Source organism: Corynebacterium hindlerae (assembly GCF_014117265.1).
GTDB lineage: Bacteria > Actinomycetota > Actinomycetes > Mycobacteriales > Mycobacteriaceae > Corynebacterium > Corynebacterium hindlerae.
On sequence record NZ_CP059833.1, the window covers coordinates 1,912,343 to 1,935,393 of the forward strand.

A 23,051-nucleotide genomic window follows, 5' to 3' on the forward strand; every position below is an offset into this window, starting at 1 on the left:
GTTAACTCCATAGGGAAGGAGCCAAACCACCATGGAAGCTAAACCAATGCGGCAGCGTCTTGCACGCGAAGTCCGTGATGCGCTACAGCCACCGATTGCGCACGGTGAAATCGAGAAGTACCGCGCGTTTTTGCCGGGACGTAACACCGGACAGCGAGCTATCGACAATGCGCCGGTTACTGCTCGCGTCGGTGCGCTGGCCATTGACGTAGCCCTGTTTAGCAGCATGTTTGTCACGATGTTGTTGGGACTATCGATCGCGTTTGCGCAGGGATGGTTCCTCGCCGGGGTGTTCGTGCTTCCAGTCGCGTTCTACTGTTGGCAGACTCTCCTGGACACCGTCGGCGGGTCCATCGGTAAACGGCTGATGGGGCTGCGGGTAGTGGGGCCCGCGGACACCCCAGTAGACGCCCTGCAAGCGGGACGACGCAACCTGTGGCTGCTCATCCCGATGATCCCCATCGCGGGTCCAGTCGCGGCGCTCGGGGTGGGGCTGTGGTTTGCGGGAGCGGCCAAGGCGGATGCTTTCGGGGTGGCGCCACATGACCGATTCTCCCGCATCAGGGTGGTTAAGAAGCTGGGCTAGCGTACCGGTGCCGGTGGTGCTCCACGAAGCCGAGCTTCTCGTACAACCCGATCCCAGGCTCGTTACTGGCCAGGACCTGCAGGTAGGCGTCGGTGGCACCGTGTTCGATGCCCCAGTTCACCATGCGCTGGCCCAGTGCGGTGCCAAGGCCTTGGCGTCGGTAGGCGGGTGCTACTTCTACTGCGGAGTAGCCCAGGAACCGGCGGCCGTCGGGGGTCTCGGTGAGCGTGCCACGGGTGATGGCGATGGTCTCGCCGGTTTCGGAGAGTATGCGCCCGAAGCACATGTGCCCTTCGATCTGGGTGCGCAGCAGCTCCAGTGCGTGTGCAGGCAGGGGCTGGCCACGGAAGTGATAGAGCTTCAGCCAGTCCTCGTCGGGCTGGTCCTGAATATCGAAGCGGATCTCGGTGGGCAGGGGGTCCGGGTCGGAGAGTTCGCGGGTCATCACCACGATGTCAGGGCCGAAGCTCCAGCCGCGCGTGCGGGCGAATTGCAACGCGGAGTTGCCGATGCGGTCGGGGATCAGCAGCTGCACGGGCAGATTGTGGCGATCATAAAACTCCTGGATAGCCGCCATTGGGACTGGGGTGAGTCCCGCGGAGCTGCCGAGCGGGGCGGCGGAGTTGGAGCGTTCGGTGATGCCGTCGCCGGCGCGGAGCAGCCAACCGTCCTGCCAGACGTGTTCGATCCCGGGGAAAGCCATCGCGGTGGCGGTCTCCACAGCGCGAATATCGGAGTTGCGTACCCGGCGCGGCGGCAGCACTTTCACCACCTGGATCAGCTCGGCAGGGATTTCCACGGCGTCAGCGATGGAGGCGAAACCGCCGACAGATTGCGGGCGCACGATCAGTGGGGTGGTGGAGAGTACGTGGCCAATGACGTCGGTAAGGTGCCCTGGCGTGTCTGGCAGGCGGCGACGGACGATGACGCGGTCGCCTACTTTCGGGTTAGTCGTCGTGCCCAAATGGGTCCTCATCTACGCCAGGGGTCCAGGTTAGGCCCTCGGTGGTCCAGCCGTTGGCCTTAATGGTCTTTTTGGCTAGTCGTTTCCAGCGGCCGATGAGGGTGTCGGTGTAGACGTAGCCGTCGAGGTGGCCGACCTCGTGCTGGAGGCAGCGGGCGAAAAACCCATAGCCTTCGACGGTGACGGGGTTGCCGTGTTCGTCGGTGCCGGTGACGCGTGCCCAATTGGCCCGGCCGGTGGGGAAGGTTTCTCCTGGTACGGAGAGGCAGCCTTCGTCTTCGGAGCCGTCGTCGTTGGGCATGGTTTCTGGGATTTCGGAGGTTTCCAGTACTGGGTTGATCACGCAGCCGCGGCGGAACTCGCCGCCCTGGGCCTTGATTTCTTCCTCAGATTTCAGGGTGCCGTCAGGCCCCTCTACGTCGGGGCAGTTGTAGACGAAGAGGCGTTTGCCGACGCCGATTTGGTTCGCTGCGAGGCCGACGCCGTGCGCGCGATCCATGGTCTCGTACATGTCCGCGATGAGTTCCGCCAGTTCATCAGGGGTTTCCGTGACTGGGGCGGTGGGGTTGTGGAGCACTGGGTCGCCGTGGATGACGATGGGACGAACTGTCATAGTTAAAAGAATATACCCTGGACAACATGGCAGATGAGCTTGGTGAATTCGATCGCGCGATCTTGGAGTTTGAGTCCCGTGCGCCCGCGAACATTGGGGTGAAGGAGGAGGCGATCCGTTCGGAGTTGGGGATCACTCCGGTGCGGTACTACCACCGGTTGAATACGCTCATTGATGTGCCTGCTGCGCTGGCGGAGTATCCGGTGCTCATTCACAGGTTGGGGAATGTGCGGAATCAGCGCGCCAGTCTCCGAAAGTAATGTGACTGAAGTGTAGGATGTGACTCGTGTCTACGAATGAAACTTCCTCAAAGTCCGCCGGCTTGCCGATCCGTGGCATTGCCATGATCATCCTCGCGGTAGCCGTCGCCTTGCTGGCATGGGGTGTCTACTCAATGACCAACACGGGCAGCGACGATGTTGTAGTCAGTCAGGAAACCACGCAGCAGCAACCAGCCCCAGCCCCAGCCGCTCCGGCACCCGGAGCGCCTACTCCCGCTGCACCAGTTCCTGCCGCCGAAGCACCAGCGACACCTGCAGCGCCTGCGGCGCCGGAGGCGGGGGAAGCGGAAACCCCAAAGGTTTTCGCCCTCAATAACTCCACCGTGCAGGGCCTGGCGAACCGAGTAGCCGACAACCTGAAGAGCAAGGGCTATCCGGACGTGGAGTCTGGCAACTTCCCTGAGGAGATCCTGCCGGAATCTGTGGCCTATTACACTCCGGGCAACGCGGCAGAGCAGCGAGCTGCGGAGAAGATCGCCCAGGAGCTCCAGATCAAAGCCGCTCCGCGCATCGAGGCTCTCAAAGACAAGCCAGCGGGCGTGGTTGTGGTGATCACCGAGGATCTCAACCGCTAAACTCAGTGGCATGGCCATTGAGTTTGCCCAAACGCAGAACCACACCTTAGGTGTGGAATGGGAGATCGCGCTGATCGACCCCGACACCCGCGATCTTGTGCCACTGGCGGACGAGGTCATCGCGGAACTCGCTGATGACGATCTCGACGTCCGCGTTGAACGCGAGTTCCTCTCCAACACCGTGGAGATGGTCACCGGCGTCTGCGAGACAGTCGGCGACGCCATCACGCAGCTTTCCGGCGGCCTGTCCGCCGTCCGCGACGCCGCAGCGCGACACGGCGCCCGGCTGTGGGCCAGTGGCTCGCACCCTTTTGCAAACTCAGAACAGCAGCAAGTCTCGGACAAGTCCCACTACAACGAGATCTTGGAACGCACCCAGTACTGGGGAAAGCAAATGCTCATCTGGGGAGTCCACATCCATGTGGGAATCGCCTCAGCGGACCGGGTTTGGCCGATCATCAACGCCATGATGACCAAATACCCGCACCTACTTGCCCTATCCGCCAGCTCCCCAGGATGGGCCGGTCGCGACACCGGGTACGCGTCGAACCGCACGATGCTGTACCAGCAGCTCCCCACCGCCGGAATCCCATACGACTTTAAGGACTGGGACGAGTGGTCTTCCTTCGTGGCGGATCAGAAGAAATCCGGGGTGATCGACCACGATGGCTCCATGCACCTGGACATTCGCCCTGCGGAAAAGTGGGGAACCATTGAGGTGCGCTTCTCCGACGCCCCCACCAACCTGCGGGAACTCGCAGCCATCGCAGCCCTGACCCACTGCCTGATCGTGTACTACGACGATCTGCTCTCTGCGGGAGACACCCTGCCGAGCCTGCAGCAATGGCACAACAACGAAAATAAGTGGCGCGCTGCCCGCTACGGGATGGACGCCATCATTATCACCACTCGCGATACCGACGAAGTACTGGTCACTGAGGACCTTGAGTTATTGCTCGGCGTGCTCGCGCCCATCGCGGAGAAGCTGGGCTGCGCCAAGGAACTGGGCTACGTGTGGGAAATCATGGCAGGTGGCGCTGCCTACCAGAGGCAGCGCGCCGAGTTCGAACGCACTGGAAACTGGGGCACCGTTGTGGACTTGGCGTGCACCGAATTGGAGGAGTGGCGCCCCTAGCGTGCGGTGTCGTTGCGCATGAGGTGGTCGGCGTCGTAAAGCTGCTCGCGCCGGGCGATGCGCCCGATGCGCTGGCCGACCACTGGGGCGGTGAGCAGCGCAAACAGGATCACCAGGACGAGCGCGCCCATGTCACCTTTGTTGCCGGGCGTGAGTTCACCCGAACCGAGGAGGCGGAGCAGCGCGCCGAGCACGGTGAGGATCAAGCCCAGCGTTTGTGGTTTGGTCACGGAATGCAGGCGGGAGAGCGTGTCGCGGAAGCGGGCCATGCCGACGGCAGTGGCCAACACCAGGATCGTGCCGCCGAAAATGCAGACCAGCGAGGCGATGTCGAATAGCAGATTCATCAGGCGTCCTTCTTCCGGAAACGGGTTACGGCCACCGAGGAGATGAAGCCGAGCAGCGCCACCACCATCATCGCGTTGGAGACCGTGGTGTCTAGGGTCCAGCAGATGTACAGGGCGAGGGCGCACTGGATCATCGCCACCGTGGCGTCCAAACTGAGGAGCCGGTCGAGGGAATTGGGCCCAGCGAGCAGCCGGTAGCCGTTGATCAGGAACGCCACCACAAAACCGCAGGCGGCGATAGTGAGGAACAGATTGTAAAGGGATGAGTCCACGGCGTTAGACCTCCATTTCAAACGTGCGGATCAGGCGTCGTTCCAGCTCCGCGATGCCACGCAAGCTGCGATCTAGCTCGGCGGTGGAACGGGCGTCCAGGATGTGCATGGTGAGGATGCGGGACGGGATGTCTACTTCCATGACAGCGCCGCCTGGGGTGAGGTTGAGCAGCGAGATCGCCAGCGACAGCACGAAGTCTTCCTGCACCCGCATCGGCACTTTCACAATCGCTGCCGGCGGCTGGGGAGCAGGGCGCAGTGCCAGGAGGCTCACCCGCACCGAGGAAATCAGCAGATCCCAACAGAAGAAAACGATCAATTCTGCCAGGGAAAGCCATCGGATGCGCATACCGGAAACCGGGAGCGCAGGCAGCGGAAACAGCAGCACAATGAGGGTACCCACGGCCATACCGCCCAAGATGTTGGCCCAGGAAAACTCCCCGTAGAGCAGGCACCACATGAGGGTGAGCCACAGGATAGTCATGGGACGGAACCGACGCTGAATACCAGAGATCATGGGTGTGCCTCCTGAGCATCGTGGGACAGTGATGCGGTTCTGCCTGGGGCACTATCGTCGGTGCCGAGGACGGCGGTGCGATACTGCGTGACGTCGAGTGACGTGGTGGCCGAACGTGTGGCCACCCCAGAAAGCGGGCCAGCCAGCACCGTCACCGCCAGGGATGCCGCGACCAGCACTGCGGTGGGGGCCACCATGCCCACTGGCATGCGGCCGACGTCGGCGCGTTCGTCAATGTGTACCATGTCCTGCACATCGGATAGCGGGGTGGGGCGTGCGGTGGCGAGTTGGCCGTCGGGGGCATCGGCACGGTCGCGCCAAAATGCCTTCGACCACACCAGCACCATCGTGTACAGGGTGAGCAGGGACGTCACGACCGCGCCGCCGACCAACACCCAGGCCATGGTGCCGCCATGTTCGGCGGCCGCTTCCACCAAAATCACCTTGCCCAGGAACCCCGAGAACGGTGGGATGCCTCCCAAGTTGAGGGCCGGGATCAGGTACAACATCGCGAGCACCGGAGACGCATACGCCAGCGACCCCAGCGAGCGGAGCGAGGACGATCCGGCTTGGCGCTCGATGAGGCCAACGACCAGGAACAGCGCGGTTTGCACCAAAATGTGGTGGACGGCGTAGAACATGGCACCGGCCAGCCCGTGGGCGGAGGCGAAGGAAATGCCCATGATCATGTAGCCGATGTGGCTGACCAGCGTGAACGACAGGAGGCGTTTGATGTCATTTTGCGCCATCGCGCCCAAAATACCGACGATCATGGTGAGCAGCCCCGCCCACATCAGCACGGTGTCGAGGCGACCATCGATGAACAGGACGTAGCGGGCGCGGATGATGGAGTACACGCCCACCTTGGTCAGCAGACCGGCGAACACGGCGGTGACCAGTGCCGGAGCGGTGGGGTAGGAGTCTGGTAGCCAGGAATACAGCGGGAACACCGCGGCTTTGATGCCGAAGGCGACGAGCAAAACGGCGAAGATGGCGGTGCGCGTTCCGGAAGGGACGTCTGCCATACGCTGCGAAATCTGCGCCATATTCATCGTTCCTACGGCCGCGTACACCAGGCCCAGCGCGAAGAGGAACACGATGGAGCTGAGCATCGAGACCATCACGTAGGACACACCAGCACGCACGCGGCTCGGCGAGGCCCCTAGCGTGAGTAGCACGTAGGAGGACACCAGCAGCACCTCGAAACCGACGTAGAGGTTGAACAGGTCGCCCGCCAGGAACGCCAGGTTCACACCCATCGTGAGCAGCAGGTATGCGGGGAGGAACACAGCGACGGGTTCGTCGTCGGTACCGTCGCGGAGGCCCTGGCCGATCGCGTACCACATCACGCAGAACAGCACGAGAGAAGACACCGCCAGCATGATCGTGGCGAGTCGGTCAGCCACGAGGGTGATGCCAACCGGGGTGTCCCACCCGCCGATTTGCAAGGTATGAATTCCGGAGAAATCGACCAGCACCACGAGCAGCGTACAGAGCACGATCAGCGCGAACAGCGCCCCGAGGGCGATCACGCGTTGCAGGTTGTGGAACCGGCCGAAGACGAGCACCAAGGCCGCCGCTGTGGCGGGCACGATGATCGGTAGCGCGATCAGGTAGGGCAGCGCGGGGAGCAGCCACAGGATAATGGAATCAGGCATCGGTTTCTCCCTGCAACGGTTGTTCGAAGGACGCGGGCCCGAACGCGTCGCCGGTGTGCGTCGGGTGGCCGGTGGTTGGGTCGTCGGAAAGGTCGTGGTCAGGTGCGGCGGAGGCAGTAGCAGGCCGCTTTGCGACGACCGTATCCTCCGTATCGTCCTGCAGAATATCGGCCGTGCGGTATTGATACTGGCGATAAGCCAGGGCCAGGATGAACGCGGTCATCGCCATCGAAATCACAATGGCAGTGAGGATCATCGCTTGGGCCAGTGGGTCCGCGTCGACGGCATTCACCGCAGATTCGCGCCCCTTGATCGGCGGCGCCCCGGCGCCACCGCCTGCCGTGAGGATGAGCAGATTGGCGCCGTTGCCCATGAGCAGCAACCCCATGAGCATCCTGGTGATGGCTCGTTCAAGGACCAGGTAGACGCCGCAGGCGACCAGGACCGCCGCGGCGGTGAGTAGGGCGAAATTAGCAACCATTGTTCTTACACGTCCTTACTCTGTAGTCGATTGCGACGCTCCCGGGCGCGCTGTTTACGCACTTCCTCGTCTTTATCCAAGCGGGCGCCGAGGCTACCCAGTATGTGGAGGATCAGTCCGATGACGATGAGGTACACACCGGCGTCGAAAAGCAGCGGCGTGACCACGGCCATGTGGCCGATCAGCGGTAGCTGGAGCTCCCAGTAGTGGCTGGTCAGTGGCGGCATCCCGAAGAACAGGGGCGCGATGGTGGCGGTCGCTGCCAGCAACAGGCCTACGCCCAGCAGTTTCGATGGATCGATCGGTAGCGCTACTTCCAGCTCGCGTCGGCCACCTGCCAGATAACGCAGTGTGAACGCGAGGGCAGCGACGAGGCCACCGGCGAAACCGCCGCCCGGCCCATTGTGACCTGCGAAGAAGAAGTAGGCGCTGAGCGCGAGCATCGACGGGAACAGCAGCCGGGTGGCCACATCGATCATGAGGGAACGATTCCGGGTGCGATCATCCACGGAGGTGGCGAGCCACCGGCCGCCCTCGGCTTGTAGCGTGGGGCGTCGTGACGAACGCGAGAAATCCCTCGTGCGATACACCAGAGAGGCCACGCCCGTGGCCACAACGACCAGCACCGAAATCTCGCCGAAGGTGTCCCAGGCGCGGATATCCACCAACAGCACGTTCACCGCGTTCGCTCCGTGGCCGATGTTCTTGGCCAAATCCGGGATGAAGATAGACACCGGGAGGGTGGTGCGGGCATTCATCGCGAACACCGCCAACACCATCACGGACACACCCACCGCTACGGAGAGCCACGCCCGGGCACGCACGAAGTTGCTTTTGGGCAGCATTTTAGGGCTCGCGGGAAACTTACGGAGCACCAGCATGAACACCACCACGGACACGGTTTCCACGAGTAGCTGCGTCAGCGCCAAATCCGGGGCACCATGCAGCGCGAAAATCATGGAAATGCCGTAACCCGTCATCCCCACCATGATCAGCGCCGAGATGCGGTTATCCAGTACCGTCACCGCGATGGCCGCGATGATTACAATAACGGCAATCACGCCTTGCAACGGGGTGTCCCACAGCTCCATGCGCACATTCGTCCGTTGCCCAGTAATCAATGCCACCAGCGGCAACAGCACTAAAGTCAGCAAAATGATGGCCTCGTTGATCGGCAGCGAACCACGCTGGGTATTCGCCGTGATCTTCAGCGACACTGTCCGCAGCGCCTCAAGCACCCTGTCATAGGCAGCGTTCGCGCTGCCCAGCGCCGGCTGGGAAAAGTGCAGTCCGGCTAGCACGCGCCGCTGCCAATGCATCACAACACCAGCGGTGATAATCACGGCCGTGATGGCCAGCGGAACCGTGAAACCATGCCACAAGGCGAGGTGGGAGGCGGGCTCATCAGGGTAGATGGTGGACAAGTGATGGGTGATGGGGGCGTCGATAAGCTGCGGCGCGAGCCCGGCCACCACGCTACCTCCCGTGAGCAGCGCAGGTGGCGACCACAACCACCACCCCACCGAGTGCATCCCCCGCACCGCCTCCGAGCAGCCGGAGTCCGGTTTGGTGGCGAAGGCGGACCACAGGAAGTACAGCGAATACGCCATGGTCAGGACGGAACCGAGGACGATGCCCGTCAGCGTCATCCGGCCCGGCATCCCCACCAGCAGCTGTTCATGCAGAACCGCAGTGATCGCCGCTTCCTTCGCCACAAACCCCACCAGGGGCGGCAGGCCTGCCATCGACGCCGCCGAAACCGTGGCGATCACCGCCAAACCAGGCTGCTTGCGACCGAGCCCCGACAGCTTGCGGACATCACGCGTCCCCGTCGCATGATCAATCGCGCCCACCACCATGAATAGCGCCGCCTTAAACAGCGCGTGGCCCACCGTCAGCGCCAGCCCCGCCATCAGCGCTTCCCGGGAACCGATGCCCACCAACGTCATGATGAACCCCAGCTGGGAGAGCGTGCCGTACGCCAAGATCAGCTTGAGATCTTTCTGGCGCAGCGCCATCCAACCCGCCATCAGCATGGTGAACAGCCCAAACGGGATCACCACCAGGTGCCACGTGGGAAGGTGCGCCAGCTCGGGAGCCAGGCGCGCCACCAGATAAATGCCGGCCTTCACCATCGCTGCGGAGTGCAGGTAGGCACTCACCGGGGTCGGCGCGGCCATCGCGCCGGGCAGCCAAAAGTGCATCGGGGCGATTGCGGACTTGGATAGCGCACCTACCAGGATCAACACCGCCGCTGTGGTCAGGTACGGGGTGCTCGCGACCGCCGGGCCTTCGGCGAGCGCAGACAGCGTCCAAGTCCCCGCCCCGTAGCCGAGCATGATGATGCCCACCAGCATCGCCAGGCCACCCAACGTGGTGACCATCAGCGCCTGCCCGGCACTGCGCCTTGACGACGCCCGTTCCGAGTAATACCCGACCAGCAGGAAAGACAGCACAGAGGTGATTTCCCAAAAGACGAACATGAGCAGCAGGTTGTCGGAAATCACCAGACCAAACATCGCCATGGTGAACGCTGCCATCTCAGCTGCGAAGGCGCCGAGGCGCCGTGGCGCCTGGCTGAAATAGCCCCAACAATAAAGCAGGACTAGGGCGCCGACGCCGAGAATGATCAAGCTGAACAAGCTGGCCAGCGGATCCAGTCGCAACTCAATATTGAGGTGAGTACTGGGCATCCATTCGAAGCTTGATTGGTGGGTTTCGCCAAGGTGGCGGGCTACCCAGACGAAACCAGCTGCGGGAGTGAGCGCGAGCGCACCAAAGGCGGCGCGCCCGAACTTCTGCACCAGCAGCGGGGCAATGAGAGCGTTGATGAGGAGGGCTAGAAAAAGGACAATCACCTGGGTTAGTTTCCGGTTGGTTGGACACGGGCGTGCCACTCGTCGACGCCTAACCGCGATTCCCCGAAAAAGAAAAAGGTTGCACTGCCGGCGTCTCTGAGAGCGCGACAATGCAACCGAGTTTACAGAAAATTAGCTGACCTTGTTTTAGGTGAACTTGTCTTAGACGAACTTGTGGCCGTGGAGTCGGTGCGCTGCGGAGCTCATAGCGGCAGCACCCGAGTTGTCACGATCCGGGCCAAAGCCCATAGCCCAGACAGTGGTCCCGCGGAACGTTGCCTTAACGAAGGTGACGGTTGCCTCGAAAATATCCATCTGGTGGAAGCTGACGATCTCGATCGGGCAGTTCATCTCAGCGAGAATGTTGGTGCAGGCGGAAATAGGTCCGGTCGCTTCAATATCGCGACCGAGGGTGATGCGACGTTGACCGCGCATGGTGGTGATGTTCGTGAAGAAGTTGTAGCGGTGGCCAGGAAGTGGCTCGGAAAACATGTTGTGAATTCGAATTGCACTGGTAGGTGCGTAAGTTTCGGTGAACGTCCGCCAGGACATCCCCCGAGCTTCTCCACGAAGATCGCTAGGCAGGTTGTGGCCGAATCGTGCTTGGAAAGGGTCCGCTGCTAGCTCGTTGGTATGACGTTGAAAACCTGTGCGCGGGGAGGTGGTCGTTTGGGTGAACATTGTTACGTGGTCCTTTTCTTGAGATTCTTCTTGTCGGACCGACCCAGGTTGCTGGAGTTCTAACGACTACTTCCCCATGCGAAGGGGGTCAGTCTCTCAGTCCTTCGCTGGGGTACGTAGCCTTAGCCACTCGGAGAATTAGGTTTGCAATAGTCATGTAGATCACAGTAATCCCCGTCACATATATTGGCAAATGTGGGGTGAACAATGGGGGTAGTGGGATTGCCTGTCCTGGTGGGTAGGATTTTGGGATTTTTGGGTCCAGCGGAAAACGCGAGACGTGGAATTCGAAACTCGGAGCTTCAAACCTGCTATTTTTCCAAAAAGCAAATGTGAAGCTCCCACTCTCGAAAAACAGGACTCGAACTCAAGCGGTGGGGCGCTTAGGGGAGGGTTGCTGGTGAGATAGTCGGCTTTGGGGTTGGCTGGGGTGGGGGTTGGCCCCGACATTACGGCCCCGACAATGCCTGGCTAGCGCGTTGGCCCCGACATTACGGCCCCGACAATGCCTGGCTAGCGCGTTGGCCCCGACATTACGGCCCCGACAATGCCTGGCTAGCGCGTTGGCCCCGACATTACGGCCCCGACAATGCTGCCAAAACGCCTCAATGAACCCGAACTTCGGGCGGGTAATGTCGGGGGGGGGCAAAGGATATGCCGACCCACCATCAACTAAAAACGCAACTGTTGGGAACAATGGAGCAATTGAGGATATTGTGATAAATGGGCTAACGTTGCGCGAATCGCAAAAACCCGCGAACCCAAATAACTGAGCTCGCGGGAGAAGGTAAGGAAAATGCGTTATGCCTTGTAGTTCAGCAAGAACAGAGCTTCGGCGATCGCAATATCGCGGATTTCTTCTGGAGCCACGGACTCGTCAGGGGAGTGGATCACGCAAGACGGTTCTTCGACGCCAAACAGTGTAATTTCAGCGGATGGCATGATCGACTGCAGCTTTTCGCACAGCGGGATGGAGCCACCGGAGCCGACGGTTACTACGTCAGAGGAAAAGGCGTCTGCCATGCAGCTGTTGAAGTAGGTGACTGCGGGGCCGTTGATGTCGGTGCGGAAGGGGTCGTTGAGGCCTGAGGTTTCGATGGTGATGTGTGCGCCCCATGGGGTGTGTTTACGCAGGTGGGCCTCGAGGGCGTCGGCGACTTGCTGGGCGGTGAGTCCTGGTGGGACGCGGAACTGGAGGTTCGCGGAGCAGGTTGCTGGGACGGCGTTGACTGCTTCGGCCACTGGGGTGGAGGTCCAGCCGGTGATGGAGATTGCCGGACGCGCCCATACCTGATCGGCGACTCCTGCAGTGCCGGAGCCCATGACTGCAACGCCGTCGAGGATGCCGGCGTCGGCGCGGAAGTCGGCTTCATCGTAGGGAAGGCCGTCCCACTGCTGGGTGCAGTCGAGGCCGTCGATGGTGATCAGGCCGCTCTCGTCGCGGAGCGTGTTGAGCAGGCGCACCATGGCGAAAACGGCATCAGGCGCGGCGCCACCGAAACCGCCAGAATGGACGGGTGCGCGGAGGGTGTCGAGGGTGACCTGCATTTGGCCGCCACCGCGTAGCGTCGTGGTGAGCGTCGGCTTACCGACGGCCACATTCCCCGAATCCGCGATGAAAATAACATCGGCTTGGAACAGTTCTGGCCGGGTGTCGATGAGGTTTTCCAAGCCCTCGCCACCCATCTCCTCAGAACCTTCGATCACAACGCGGAGCCCCAGCGGGGTGCCACCGTGCTCAGCAACAGCGCGCAACGCAGCCAAGTGCATGACCAGGTTGCCCTTGCAGTCGGCTGCGCCTCGGGCGTACCAGCGGCCATCACGCTCGGTGAGGGTGAACGGATCGGAAGTCCATTTGGCCAGGTCGCCCGCTGGAACCACGTCATAGTGGGAGTACAGCAGGACGGTAGGCTGACCTGGTTCTGGGTCCTTGGTGGCGATGAAGATGCGGGCGCCGTCGATGCCGTCGTGGTGAGTGACGTTGAGTCCGGCGTCGGTAAGCGCCTGCTCTACCCAGTTCGCTGCGCCGGCGAGCTCCTCAGCGAGTTCCGGCGTGGAGTGCACCGAGTTGAAGGACGTGAGCTCGGAAAGGTCCTTGAAAATGCGGTCGCGCTGGCCCGTGATGTGGTCGCGGATGGATTCAATCGAGTTAGTCATGCCTTACAGCATACGGACAATAGCGAAACGCCCGAGCAAAAATTCATTTGCCCGGGCGCGATGGCTAGAAGTGTGGAAGTCCGTTGCTCTTCAAGAAATTGTTGATCACGGTGCCGATTCCGAAAACGATGCCGATGGTTCCGAAGGCGCTGAGGATGACGTCCACGATGCCAAAAGCGCTGTCAGAGGAAAACCCGCCGTCTGCATCAGATTCAGGGGATTTCTGCTTGTTGTCGGTTTCCGGCTTGACTGGGTTTGCCTGCTTGTTGTCGGTTTCCGGCTTGACTGGGTTTGCCTGCTTGTTGTCGGTTTCCGGCTTGACTGGGTTTGCCTGCTTGTTGTTGGTTTCCGGCGTGGCCTCAGGGGATTCCTGCTTGTTGTTGGTTTCCGGCGTGGCCTCAGGGGATTCCTGCTTGTTGTTGGTTTCCGGCGTGGCCTCAGGGGATTCCTTCAGGTCCTTTTCGGTAGGAGACTCAGCTTTTGTTCTGGCCTCTGCCTCAGCATCGAGTGATTCCATTTCCTTTTCATCTATGACCTTGGCAAGGTCGGGGAATGCCCAGTGGAGGTATGCGGAGGGGTCAACTTTAAGTAGTTGGTCTCGAAGGTCCTTAGCTTCCTTAAGGGAGGCCTTCTGGAATAGTTCCTTAACCTGTTTAACCCATTCTTTGGCTTCCTTATCATCAATGTTTGAATTTTCACCAGGGGCCGGTGGGTGTTCAGCCGATTGTTTGATCTTAAGTTTTAGATAATCTGGCACTGGCGGAAGTTCCACAGCTTGTGCGTTTGGAGCCGTAAGCGCGCTTACTGCCAGGGAAATAGCCAGCGCCGAGGTGAAAAGAGCTTTGCGCATGAAAGACCTCACGATAGATGATTGATGAACTGATTTCAGAGTTTAGTTCGGAGAGTTAGGGTTGCCTTAATTTCTCGCGCGTGTTTTTTATCACTGCTGGGTGTGGTGAAACCTTAAGTGCAACCAGGGTTAATGTAAAACATTTAAAATAAATGATCAAAGTAGATTAATAAAAATATGTAGCAAACGTTTAAAAAGTTTTAAGGAATGGGTCTGGGCAATGGTGAAGGGTTATAGCCCGTGGGTGCTTGATCCTTATTCACAAGAGTGTGAACTACACACAGTCGGATCCGCAAACTGTGGAGTTTCAAGTTGTCGATGTAGATAAAAGACTGGTCATTGACGGAGCTTCCTGCTCCAAAGCCGTATGCTTTCGCTGACTCGTGGGAAGCGAATGTTCATCCGGTGCCTCAGTTGCCTGTTGTTCCCGCGCGGAAATGGTCGTCGAAGCTGATTGTCAGCGTTGTGGTGGCGATTGTGGGTCTGTTGCTGCTGGGTGGTGGTAGCTATTGGGATTATTTGCAGTATCAGACAAAGGCGGAGGGGGAGCCTGCCGTGGTGAGGATTACCCGGAAAGTTCCGCCGCCGGTGCTGGACGTATTCTCAGTTGGTGGCGATTTTGGCGCAGTGCTTTACGATGGTTCGCAGTCCCACATCTTTGGCACCCTAGTTTCGGATGTGCCGTGGGCCACTATAAAAGTGTCAATCGCGCTGGCTGCACTGGCGCAGGGCGCTGCTGATCCGGGGTTGGTGGCGCCTGCTCCTGTGGTTAATTCGGCGCCTTCTCGACATGGTTTCAGTGTGTTTGGGCAGATGGAATGGACGCTAGCCTCACAAGCTGAGTTAGGGTGCCACCCGAACGCTGCGATAGTAACGGACAAAATGGGTTTAGTAACTCCTGAACAGCGCTACGGTTTAGGGCGGATTCCAGGGATGAGGTTTAAAGGGGGTTGGGGGCCGGATCCTTCGGGCGGGTATTTTGCGCGGCAGTTCGGTTTTGTGGAAACTCCGGCGGGGCGGTTTGGGGTGGCGATTGCTGCGCGACCGACGGATGGGAGCTATACGTCTGCGCAAATGATGCTGGATGAGGTGACATCTCAGCTGCAGCTGCGGATGGTTGCGGGTGGTGCACTGAATTGCGCGGAGCTGCCTCACTAGGGTGGTTATAACCGATCCGGTTTTAGTGGCCGAAACTTGTCTGCAAAAATTCTCTCTATACCTATATATAAGGAGCGATGTTTCGCTGGGATAATCTTGCACTCACCCCTATAGACTGCTAGAAACGAGTATTAGCACTTGCATTGCCTAAGTGCCAGGAATTTTTAGCGGGTGAGGTTGGCAACACACTCACCGACCGTGCCGTCGCGGGCGCCCGCTATTAAGTGACGTGAGTGTCGTCCTCAACTAACAAGGAGTACATACTTACATGGCTAAGATCATCGCCTTTGATGAAGAAGCACGCCGTGGTCTGGAAAAGGGCCTGAACACCCTGGCTGATGCAGTCAAGGTAACCCTTGGCCCTAAGGGCCGTAACGTGGTGTTGGAGAAGTCTTGGGGCGCTCCAACCATCACCAACGATGGTGTCTCTATCGCTCGTGAAATCGAGCTGGAGGATCCATACGAGAAGATCGGCGCTGAGCTGGTCAAGGAAGTAGCTAAGAAGACCGACGATGTTGCCGGTGACGGCACCACCACCGCTACCGTGCTCGCTCAGGCGCTGGTTCGTGAGGGCCTGCGCAACGTGGCAGCTGGTTCTAACCCGATGGGCATCAAGCGCGGCATCGAGAAGGCTGTAGAGAAGGTTACCGAGCAGCTGCTGAGCTCCGCTAAGGAGATTGAGACCGAGGAGGAGATCGCTGCTACCGCTGGTATCTCCGCCGCGGATCCTGCGATTGGCGCCAAGATTGCTGAGGCGATGTACGCCGTTGGCGGTGGCAAGCTGAACAAGGAATCCGTCATCACGGTGGAGGAGTCCAACACGTTTGGTGTTGAGCTCGACGTGACTGAGGGTATGCGCTTTGACAAGGGCTACATCTCCGGTTACTTCGCTACCGATATGGAGCGCCAGGAAGCAGTCCTGGAAGATCCATACATTCTCCTGGTGTCCAGCAAGATCTCTAACATCAAGGAGCTGCTGCCACTGCTTGAGAAGGTTATGCAGACCGGCAAGCCTCTGCTGATCATCGCTGAGGATGTTGAGGGCGAAGCCCTCTCCACCCTGGTGGTCAACAAGATCCGCGGCACCTTCAAGTCTGTTGCTGTGAAGGCTCCGGGCTTTGGTGACCGTCGTAAGGCCATGCTGCAGGATATGGCAATCCTCACCGGTGGCCAGGTCATCTCCGAAGAGGTCGGTCTGTCCTTGGAAACCGCGGACATCGAGCTGCTGGGTACCGCACGCAAGGTGGTTATTACCAAGGATGACACCACCATCGTTGAGGGTGCCGGCCAGGCATCCATGATCGAGGGGCGTGTAAACCAGATCCGCGCCGAGATCGAGAACTCCGATTCTGACTACGACCGCGAGAAGCTCCAGGAGCGCCTGGCTAAGCTCGCTGGCGGTGTCGCAGTGATCAAGGTGGGTGCCGCTACCGAAGTTGAGCTCAAGGAGCGCAAGCACCGCATCGAAGACGCCGTCCGTAACGCCAAGGCTGCGGTCGAGGAAGGCATTGTGGCCGGCGGTGGCGTGGCGCTGCTGCAGGCTTCGCACGTGCTTGACGACGCCCTGTCCCTCACCGGCGATGAGGCCACCGGTGTCAAGATCGTTCGTTCCGCCCTGTCTGCCCCTCTGAAGCAGATTGCGGAGAACGCTGGCCTGGAACCAGGCGTTGTTGCCGACAAGGTCGCTAGCCTCCCGCTGGGCCAGGGCCTGAACGCCGCTACGGGCGAATACGTTGACTTGATGGCTGCTGGCATCAATGACCCAGTGAAGGTGACACGCTCTGCCCTGCAGAACGCAGCATCCATCGCTGCGCTGTTCCTGACCACTGAGGCTGTTGTTGCAGACAAGCCTCAGCCTGCCGGCGCTGCGGTCCCAGATGCAGACGCTATGGGTGGTATGGGCGCCTTCTAAGCTCCCTTTAGCACCGCTTTATCCCGTTCCTTCTCGGCTACGTCCCGCGAAGGAACGGGATTTTTGTGTTTCTGCAAGGCACACAAGTTAATTCTTGGGACAGTAGAGGGTATCTAGTGCCATGCAACTACCCCCGGATGGGGTAAAAAATGGGGAGTTTTTTCGGGTGTATTTCCAGCGCTCGCGCTTAATCGAAGCGGCTCCGCCGGGCGTTACGGGGTCAGGAAAAGTTTCACGAAAAAGTAGTGTTATGGAAACAGCTTCAAAAGCAATTTTCCTGCTCTGTACAGGTAATTTACAAAATGAAGATTGAAACATGTTGACGTGACCATTTCTTCTGCTGTGGCTGGGGTGGGGGAAAGTGTGATGAGAGAAAAAGTGGTTTCAGGTTGACCGTGGAAAGAAATGTGCTTTAATTTAAGTCATGACGTCCTGAGGGGCGTCAGCAACTGGAACCGTTTCTCCAGCTAGAAGCTGGAACCTCTCAAGGAGTAAATATGTTCGAACAGATCGGCAACTTCGGCAAGGTCATCGAAGGTCTCGCAAAGATCTCCGACAACATTGGCGGCGCTTTCGATAACATCGTGACTCTTGCTAACCCAATCAACTGGATCATCTTTGCTGATGACTTCGCATCTAACGTCTTCGATGCCACCAGCTCGGCTCTTCTGTCGTCCTACTAATTCTGGGCAACATCAATCACACTTTCTTATCTACTAGGAGATAACCAATGCTTTCTGCTGAACTGATCACCTCCACCGCTGACTTTGCAATCGACCTCTTCCAGCCAATCCTGACTCTGGGCGAGACCCTCAAGCCACTGGGCAACGTTGCTTCCGCTATCGCAAGCATCGCTAAGGTTTTCGGCCTCAAGTAAGCCTTAATAGCCTGAGCTTTGAGCTCTAGCTTGTGAAATTCCCCCGACCATCAGGTTGGGGGATTTTCTTTTTGTTTCTCGGCCTGTAGTTCAGGGGATCGTTGCGGTTGCTTGATTCAGGCGTTGACGCGCAGGTTTCGGTGGCTCACCGGTAGGCCACTACTGAAAGAGCATTTCCGCGCCAGCAGCTGGGATGAGTTACGCCAGAAAAACATTTCGAGAATCTCAGTAACTACTCCCACCTATTTTAGGGTCCGTTTTAGCAGGTCTGGCCCACGTTCCCGGGGTAGTATTGAACTATGGCTGAAGCAAAAGAGCAGGAATTCCACATCGTCGATCTCGCCGCTACCGAAGGGTACGTAGTAGACGACTCGGACGAGGACGATCCGGTCCTCCTTACCCCTTCGGGTAAGCCGATTGATACCTGGCGGGAAAATTACCCATACAGTGAACGTCTTACTCGCAAAGAATACGAGCGTGAAAAGCGCGCACTCCAGATCGAGCTTTTGAAGTGGCAGAACTGGACCAAGGAAACTGGTCAGAAACACATTATCTTGTTTGAGGGCCGTGACGCTGCGGGCAAGGGTGGCACCATTAAACGCTTTAACGAGCACCTCAATCCTCGTGGTGCCCGTACCGTTGCGCTGGAGAAGCCCTCGCCCCGCGAATCTACTTCTTGGTACTTCCAGCGTTACATCCAGCATTTCCCTTGCGCTGGCGAGATCGTGTTCTTTGACCGTTCCTGGTACAACCGTTCCGGTGTTGAGCGCGTTATGGGCTTCTGCACTGAATCGCAGCACGCTGAGTTCCTGCGTGAGGTCCCTATGCTCGAGAATATGATCATGGGTTCCGGAATTTCCCTGACCAAGCTGTGGTTCTCCGTTACCCAGAAGGAGCAGCGCACCCGCTTCGCTATCCGTCAGGTAGACCCAGTGCGTCAGTGGAAGCTTTCCCCAATGGATCTCGCATCCCTGGACAAGTGGGATGATTACACCCGCGCTAAGGAAGAACAGTTCCGCTACACGGACACTGACGAATCTCCATGGATCACCATTAAGTCCAACGACAAGAAGCGCGCCCGCCTCAATGCGATGCGCTACGTGCTTTCCAAGTTTGAATACACCGGAAAAGATCACGAGCTCGTTGGCGAGCCAGATCCGCTGATCGTGCTGCGCGGTCGCGACCAGATCGGCGACTAAACCAACAAAAAATGGGCGCCCACCAGGGGCGCCCATTTTCGCTAACTACACCCGAGGCTCAATCGGGTTGCCCTGCCACGCAGAGTTGGCGGGGACCCGGTCGCCGCGCATCACGAGGGAAGCAGGCCCCACGGAGGCGTCGACACGTAGCTCAGAGGCAGGCAACGCCACAGAATGCGGTCCGAGGGTTGCGCCGTCGGCAAGCGTCACGGCGTCCAAACTCATCACCCGGTCCTGGAACAGGTGGGTCTGCACCACACAACCCCGGCCCACGGTAGCGCCCCGACCCACGTCGCACAGGTCAGCCTCCGGGAACCAATAGGACTCAATCCACGCGCCCCGACCCACGTGGGCACCGAGGAGCCGCAGCGCATTGTTCAGCGCGCCGGTGCCCAAATTGTGATTCAAATACCACGGGGCACACACGCCTTCCACAAACACATCCTGCAACTCGTTCAGCCACACGAACCGCGACCACAACGGGTGATCGCCCGCCTGAATCTGGCCCACGCACGCCCACTTCACCAGCACCGTCACCAGCAGAGCACACAGTCCGGCCACCATCAACACCACGCCACCGAGTGCCCACGCAGCCCAAAACCCCCACACAGACCACAACGTTTGCAAAGCTGCGAGCACCGCGACGAACAGCAACCCAGAGGTGATCGGGCCCAGGAGACGCAAGGTCTCCACCAAACCACGGGCCGCCTTCACACCAAAGCCAGGGTTGTAGGTGAGATCCTCACCGGAACCGGCGGACACCGTCACGCGACGCAGCCGCTCCGGAGGGCTGCCCCACCAGTTAGATCCCGCCCGGGCCTTCTTCGGAGTCGAGGACAACACGGCCACCAGGGAATTCTTGCCCAGCTTGCGACCCGGCCCAGCGATACCCGAATTACCGAGGAAGGAACGCTTGCCCACCCGTGCTACGTCAGTGAGCATCCAGCCACCGCCCAGCTCATAGCCACCCACCATGGTGTCATCAGCCAGGAAGGAGCCCTCCTTGATTTCCGTCAGGCGGGGAATCATCACGGCCGTGGAGATTTCGGCGTTCGCTCCGATCTTTGCGCCCAAGCTGCGGAACCACAGGGGAGTGAGCTGCGAAGCATAGAGCACGAAGAGGTGGGTTCGGGCGTCGTCAAGCGTGCGCTCCGTCACCCACAGCCGCCAGCCCATCACGCTGCGCACCGGGAACACACCCGGCTTCAGGCCGATGCCCACCACGCGGACGATCAGCCACACCATCACCATGTAGCTCAGCAGGCCCAGGAGGGCGCCTGCCGGGGTGAGCGCCAACGCCCAGCCCAGTGCCGCCAACCCGGACAGTGGGCGCAGCATACTTGGCAGCATCACCACGACACCAGCCACGGCCAACGCCAACAACGGCACCAGGCTGAGCGCCACCGAGGTGAGCCCATACAGCGGAACCCAGTAGCTGCGACGCGGCGGATGCTCCTCGGGGAAGCGGTGCTTGGAACGGCCCACTTTCGCCGCCGGCGAACCAGACCAGCGCGCCCGCGCCTTCACCGGCTTGTGGCCAGTCACGCAGGAGCCTGCCTCGATGTGGGCGTCTTCACCAATGACCGACCCCGGCAACAACGTGGAACGCGCGCCGATGCGCGCATTAGCGCCAATCTCAATGGCACCCACGTGCACCTTGTCGCCTTCAACCCAATACCCGGACAGATCCACCTCAGGTTCCACCGCAGCATGATCCCCGAGCGTCAGCAAACCCGTCACTGGCGGCAACGTGTGCAAGTCAACCTGGGCGCCTACCTTCGCGCCCAGGAGCCGCGCATAGGTCAAAATCCATGTCGCACCGGCGATGCTCGTGGCTCCGGACGTCGCTGCGAAGCGTTCCGCTGCCCAGAGCCGCAGGTGTGTCACCCCGCCGCGCGGGTATGTACCCGGCTTAATAGACCCGGCGATGAGACGCACGAGCAACGCACCTACCGGCAGCCTGCCCAGTGGGGTGAAGAATGCCAAGACCAGGACCACCAGCGCCCACGTCGGCAGCGACAGCGCCCAGGTGACACCAGCAAAGCCCAACAGCCAATTCAGCAACGCCAGGCCCGTCACCCATTGGCCGGCCAGCAGCGTCATCGCCGGAATCTGAATCAAAAACTGCGCCAGGCGAGTGCTCAGGCCAACTGGCTTGATTTCCGAATGCATATCTTCCGGGATTTCCGACGTGAGCGACACCCCGGTGTCAGCCGCGATCTGGTCGACCCGTTCCGCAAGCAACTCCAGGCGCGGGTGGTCATAGAGGTCCCGCACGGACACGGTGGGGACCCGGTCACGAATCGCGCCTACCAACGTGGCCGCCGCGAGTGACGTCCCCCCGAGCTCGAAGAAGTCCGCCTCCTTCGATTCCACCGACACCCCAAGAGTGTCCACCCACAACTGCGCAAGCCACGACTCCGTGCCACTCAGGCCCTCGGCCTCCACCGCAGTACCCGGCAGCGGCCACGGCAACGCCTTCTTATCCACCTTGCCGGACGTGCGCACAGGCAGATCATCCATCACATGAATGCGCGGCACCAGGGCAGCGGGCATGATGTTGCTCAACCGTTCATGGGCCTCGGCGTGATCAAACGCCTGCGTCTCGTCCTCCAAGGACACATAACCGACCAGCACCTTATCGCCCGCGCCAGTGGCCTGCACCGCCACCGCGGACTGGCGAACATTCGGCAAAGACGCCACACCGGCCTCCACCTCACCCAGCTCAATGCGACGCCCACCGATCTTCACCTGATCGTCCACGCGCCCCACAAAGTACAGGCCGTCCTCTTCCAGGCGCACGTGGTCGCCGGAACGGTACGCGCGATCCCAACCGATCGACGGCATCGGCGCATACTTTTCCGCATCCTTTTCCGGATCCAAATAGTGGGCCAGCCCCACCCCGCCGATCACCAACTCGCCGACCTCACCGACCGCCACTGGTTGCTCCTGCTTATCGACGACCACCAGGTCCCAACCCGCGAGCGGCAAGCCGATACTCACCGGCTGATTCGGCTCCATCGTGGTGGCGCACGCCACCACCGTGGCTTCCGTGGGGCCGTACGTGTTCCACACCTCGCGATCCACCGTCGCCAAACGCTCCACCAGCTCCGGCGGGCAGGCCTCGCCACCAAAGATCAACAGGCGCACGTTATCCAGCGCTTCTGCAGGCCACATCCCCGCCAAAGTAGGAACCGTAGAGACCACGGTGATGTCCCGGCGAATGAGCCACGGGCCCAAGTCCATGCCGGACCGAACCAGCGAGCGTGGGGCGGGGACCAGACACGCGCCGTGGCCCCAGGCCAGCCACATTTCCTCACAAGAAGCATCGAATGCGACAGACAAGCCAGCCAGCACTCGGTCCTCCGGGCCGAGCGGTGCGTCCTGCAGGAACATCTGCGCCTCTGCGTCCACGAACGCTGCCGCGCTGCGGTGCGAGACCGCAACCCCCTTCGGTTTGCCGGTAGACCCGGAGGTGAAGATGATCCAGACGTCGTCGTCAAGGCGGGGGCGCTCGGTGTCACCGCTTTCGGAAAGGCGCTTGATACGCAGGCCTTCGTCGGTGAACACGGCGTTGACGTCGGCTTCCCCGAACACCATGTCCGCACGCTCATCCGGGTCATCAGCGTCCACGGGAACGTAGGCAGCGCCGGCGGCGATCGTGCCCAAAATGGCAAGGTATAGATCCTTGGTTCCGGAGGACATGCGGATGCCGATGCGATCCCCACGCCGGATCCCATGAGCATGTAGATGGGCAGCTAAATTATCTACTTCCTCGATCAAATCGGCGTAGGTCATCACCGTGCCGTCATCAATGGCTGCGGCCTCCGGGTGCGCCTCGGCGGTGGCTTGCAGCAGCTCATAGAGGGTGCGCGCGGGCGGGGCCTCGGCGCCACGCAAATACTGGGCGGGGACTAGATGAATACTCAC

The 23,051-nt window shown here is 60.2% G+C and carries 21 protein-coding genes; 9 read left to right on the forward strand and 12 right to left on the reverse strand.

Translation table 11 applies throughout. The features are described 5' to 3' along the window. Window positions 1-31: 31 nt before the first annotated feature. Window positions 32-586, forward strand: a complete 555-nt coding sequence (locus tag HW450_RS09270; RefSeq protein ID WP_182385356.1) for an RDD family protein — start codon at window positions 32-34, stop codon at window positions 584-586. Here the strand turns inward: HW450_RS09270 and HW450_RS09275 are convergent. Next, entirely contained in the window at window positions 570-1,562 is a 993-nt protein-coding gene (locus HW450_RS09275) for an N-acetylglutamate synthase, CG3035 family (protein ID WP_182385357.1), read from the reverse strand. The genes HW450_RS09270 and HW450_RS09275 overlap by 17 nt on opposite strands. After that, entirely contained in the window at window positions 1,534-2,163 is a 630-nt protein-coding gene (locus tag HW450_RS09280) for a peptide deformylase (protein ID WP_182385358.1), read from the reverse strand. Before HW450_RS09280 ends, HW450_RS09275 begins: the two co-directional genes overlap by 29 nt. Before the next feature lie 26 nt (window positions 2,164-2,189). Here HW450_RS09280 and HW450_RS09285 point away from each other — a divergent pair, with 26 nt between their 5' ends. The 3 genes from HW450_RS09285 to HW450_RS09295 are packed head-to-tail and all read left to right on the forward strand — an operon-like array spanning window position 2,190 to window position 4,154. Next, the gene (locus HW450_RS09285) at window positions 2,190-2,423 is read left to right on the forward strand and encodes a DUF3263 domain-containing protein (protein ID WP_182385359.1); all 234 of its coding nucleotides are present in this window, start codon (window positions 2,190-2,192) and stop codon (window positions 2,421-2,423) included. Window positions 2,424-2,449: 26 nt separating this feature from the next. Continuing rightward, a complete protein-coding gene (locus HW450_RS09290) occupies window positions 2,450-3,019 on the forward strand; it encodes a LytR C-terminal domain-containing protein (RefSeq protein WP_232843231.1) in 570 nt (189 codons plus the stop codon). Window positions 3,020-3,029: 10 nt separating this feature from the next. Beyond that, on the forward strand, window positions 3,030-4,154 hold the full coding sequence (locus HW450_RS09295; RefSeq protein WP_182385360.1) for a glutamate--cysteine ligase: 1,125 nt from the start codon (window positions 3,030-3,032) through the stop codon (window positions 4,152-4,154). Here the strand turns inward: HW450_RS09295 and HW450_RS09300 are convergent. The 9 genes from HW450_RS09300 to HW450_RS09340 all read right to left on the reverse strand — a co-directional run bounded on the left by HW450_RS09300 (window position 4,151) and on the right by HW450_RS09340 (window position 13,975). Beyond that, on the reverse strand, window positions 4,151-4,501 hold the full coding sequence (locus tag HW450_RS09300) for a monovalent cation/H(+) antiporter subunit G (RefSeq protein WP_182385361.1): 351 nt from the start codon (window positions 4,499-4,501) through the stop codon (window positions 4,151-4,153). The two genes, HW450_RS09295 and HW450_RS09300, sit on opposite strands and share 4 nt — an antisense overlap. Continuing rightward, window positions 4,501-4,773, reverse strand: a complete 273-nt coding sequence (locus HW450_RS09305) for a monovalent cation/H+ antiporter complex subunit F (protein WP_182385362.1) — start codon at window positions 4,771-4,773, stop codon at window positions 4,501-4,503. The genes HW450_RS09300 and HW450_RS09305 overlap by 1 nt, the downstream gene beginning before the upstream one ends. A 4-nt stretch (window positions 4,774-4,777) precedes the next feature. Then, window positions 4,778-5,290 (reverse strand): Na+/H+ antiporter subunit E, encoded by a 513-nt coding sequence (locus HW450_RS09310; RefSeq protein WP_182385363.1) that lies wholly within the window; start codon window positions 5,288-5,290, stop codon window positions 4,778-4,780. Further along, window positions 5,287-6,948 carry a Na+/H+ antiporter subunit D gene (locus tag HW450_RS09315; RefSeq protein ID WP_182385364.1) on the reverse strand — a complete coding sequence of 554 codons (1,662 nt, stop codon included), beginning with the start codon at window positions 6,946-6,948 and terminating at the stop codon, window positions 5,287-5,289. The genes HW450_RS09310 and HW450_RS09315 overlap by 4 nt, the downstream gene beginning before the upstream one ends. Then, entirely contained in the window at window positions 6,941-7,429 is a 489-nt protein-coding gene (locus HW450_RS09320; protein ID WP_182385365.1) for a Na(+)/H(+) antiporter subunit C, read from the reverse strand. Before HW450_RS09320 ends, HW450_RS09315 begins: the two co-directional genes overlap by 8 nt. Window positions 7,430-7,434: 5 nt before the next feature. Further along, window positions 7,435-10,287: a Na+/H+ antiporter subunit A gene (locus HW450_RS09325; protein ID WP_182385366.1), complete on the reverse strand. Its 2,853-nt coding sequence runs from the start codon at window positions 10,285-10,287 to the stop codon at window positions 7,435-7,437. A 162-nt stretch (window positions 10,288-10,449) separates the two neighbouring features. Continuing rightward, on the reverse strand, window positions 10,450-10,968 hold the full coding sequence (locus tag HW450_RS09330; RefSeq protein WP_182385367.1) for an acetyl-CoA acetyltransferase: 519 nt from the start codon (window positions 10,966-10,968) through the stop codon (window positions 10,450-10,452). 801 nt (window positions 10,969-11,769) lie between these two features. Next, entirely contained in the window at window positions 11,770-13,125 is a 1,356-nt protein-coding gene (locus HW450_RS09335; RefSeq protein ID WP_182385368.1) for a dipeptidase, read from the reverse strand. Between the two features lie 64 nt (window positions 13,126-13,189). Beyond that, the gene (locus tag HW450_RS09340) at window positions 13,190-13,975 is read right to left on the reverse strand and encodes a hypothetical protein (protein WP_182385369.1); all 786 of its coding nucleotides are present in this window, start codon (window positions 13,973-13,975) and stop codon (window positions 13,190-13,192) included. Between the two features lie 405 nt (window positions 13,976-14,380). On the opposite strand from HW450_RS09340, the gene HW450_RS09345 reads away from it, so the two are divergent. From HW450_RS09345 to ppk2, 5 genes are all read left to right on the forward strand, one after another. Beyond that, complete coding sequence (locus tag HW450_RS09345) at window positions 14,381-15,133, forward strand: hypothetical protein (protein WP_182385370.1); 753 nt, start codon at window positions 14,381-14,383, stop codon at window positions 15,131-15,133. A 268-nt stretch (window positions 15,134-15,401) separates the two neighbouring features. After that, the gene (gene groL / locus HW450_RS09350; protein WP_182385371.1) at window positions 15,402-17,045 is read left to right on the forward strand and encodes a chaperonin GroEL; all 1,644 of its coding nucleotides are present in this window, start codon (window positions 15,402-15,404) and stop codon (window positions 17,043-17,045) included. 497 nt (window positions 17,046-17,542) lie between these two features. After that, a complete protein-coding gene (locus HW450_RS09355) occupies window positions 17,543-17,728 on the forward strand; it encodes a hypothetical protein (RefSeq protein WP_182385372.1) in 186 nt (61 codons plus the stop codon). A 47-nt stretch (window positions 17,729-17,775) separates the two neighbouring features. Further along, complete coding sequence (locus tag HW450_RS09360; RefSeq protein WP_182385373.1) at window positions 17,776-17,922, forward strand: hypothetical protein; 147 nt, start codon at window positions 17,776-17,778, stop codon at window positions 17,920-17,922. 299 nt (window positions 17,923-18,221) lie between these two features. Continuing rightward, on the forward strand, window positions 18,222-19,121 hold the full coding sequence (ppk2, locus tag HW450_RS09365) for a polyphosphate kinase 2 (RefSeq protein WP_182385374.1): 900 nt from the start codon (window positions 18,222-18,224) through the stop codon (window positions 19,119-19,121). 45 nt (window positions 19,122-19,166) lie between these two features. Here ppk2 and HW450_RS09370 read toward each other — a convergent pair whose 3' ends face one another. Beyond that, window positions 19,167-23,051 carry a Pls/PosA family non-ribosomal peptide synthetase gene (locus HW450_RS09370; RefSeq protein WP_182385375.1) on the reverse strand — a complete coding sequence of 1,295 codons (3,885 nt, stop codon included), beginning with the start codon at window positions 23,049-23,051 and terminating at the stop codon, window positions 19,167-19,169.

Excerpts from the sequence above, each read along its gene's own strand:
- HW450_RS09355 (WP_182385372.1), top strand. The coding sequence starts at position 17,543 with ATGTTCGAACAGATCGGCAACTTCGGCAAGGTCATCGAAGGTCTCGCA.
- HW450_RS09285 (WP_182385359.1), top strand. The coding sequence starts at position 2,190 with ATGGCAGATGAGCTTGGTGAATTCGATCGCGCGATCTTGGAGTTTGAG.
- HW450_RS09295 (WP_182385360.1), top strand. The coding sequence starts at position 3,030 with ATGGCCATTGAGTTTGCCCAAACGCAGAACCACACCTTAGGTGTGGAA.
- HW450_RS09300 (WP_182385361.1), bottom strand. The coding sequence starts at position 4,501 with ATGAATCTGCTATTCGACATCGCCTCGCTGGTCTGCATTTTCGGCGGC.
- HW450_RS09315 (WP_182385364.1), bottom strand. The coding sequence starts at position 6,948 with ATGCCTGATTCCATTATCCTGTGGCTGCTCCCCGCGCTGCCCTACCTG.
- HW450_RS09310 (WP_182385363.1), bottom strand. The coding sequence starts at position 5,290 with ATGATCTCTGGTATTCAGCGTCGGTTCCGTCCCATGACTATCCTGTGG.
- HW450_RS09335 (WP_182385368.1), bottom strand. The coding sequence starts at position 13,125 with ATGACTAACTCGATTGAATCCATCCGCGACCACATCACGGGCCAGCGC.
- HW450_RS09320 (WP_182385365.1), bottom strand. The coding sequence starts at position 7,429 with ATGGTTGCTAATTTCGCCCTACTCACCGCCGCGGCGGTCCTGGTCGCC.
- HW450_RS09280 (WP_182385358.1), bottom strand. The coding sequence starts at position 2,163 with ATGACAGTTCGTCCCATCGTCATCCACGGCGACCCAGTGCTCCACAAC.
- groL (WP_182385371.1), top strand. The coding sequence starts at position 15,402 with ATGGCTAAGATCATCGCCTTTGATGAAGAAGCACGCCGTGGTCTGGAA.
- HW450_RS09330 (WP_182385367.1), bottom strand. The coding sequence starts at position 10,968 with ATGTTCACCCAAACGACCACCTCCCCGCGCACAGGTTTTCAACGTCAT.
- HW450_RS09270 (WP_182385356.1), top strand. The coding sequence starts at position 32 with ATGGAAGCTAAACCAATGCGGCAGCGTCTTGCACGCGAAGTCCGTGAT.
- HW450_RS09275 (WP_182385357.1), bottom strand. The coding sequence starts at position 1,562 with ATGAGGACCCATTTGGGCACGACGACTAACCCGAAAGTAGGCGACCGC.
- ppk2 (WP_182385374.1), top strand. The coding sequence starts at position 18,222 with ATGGCTGAAGCAAAAGAGCAGGAATTCCACATCGTCGATCTCGCCGCT.
- HW450_RS09340 (WP_182385369.1), bottom strand. The coding sequence starts at position 13,975 with ATGCGCAAAGCTCTTTTCACCTCGGCGCTGGCTATTTCCCTGGCAGTA.
- HW450_RS09360 (WP_182385373.1), top strand. The coding sequence starts at position 17,776 with ATGCTTTCTGCTGAACTGATCACCTCCACCGCTGACTTTGCAATCGAC.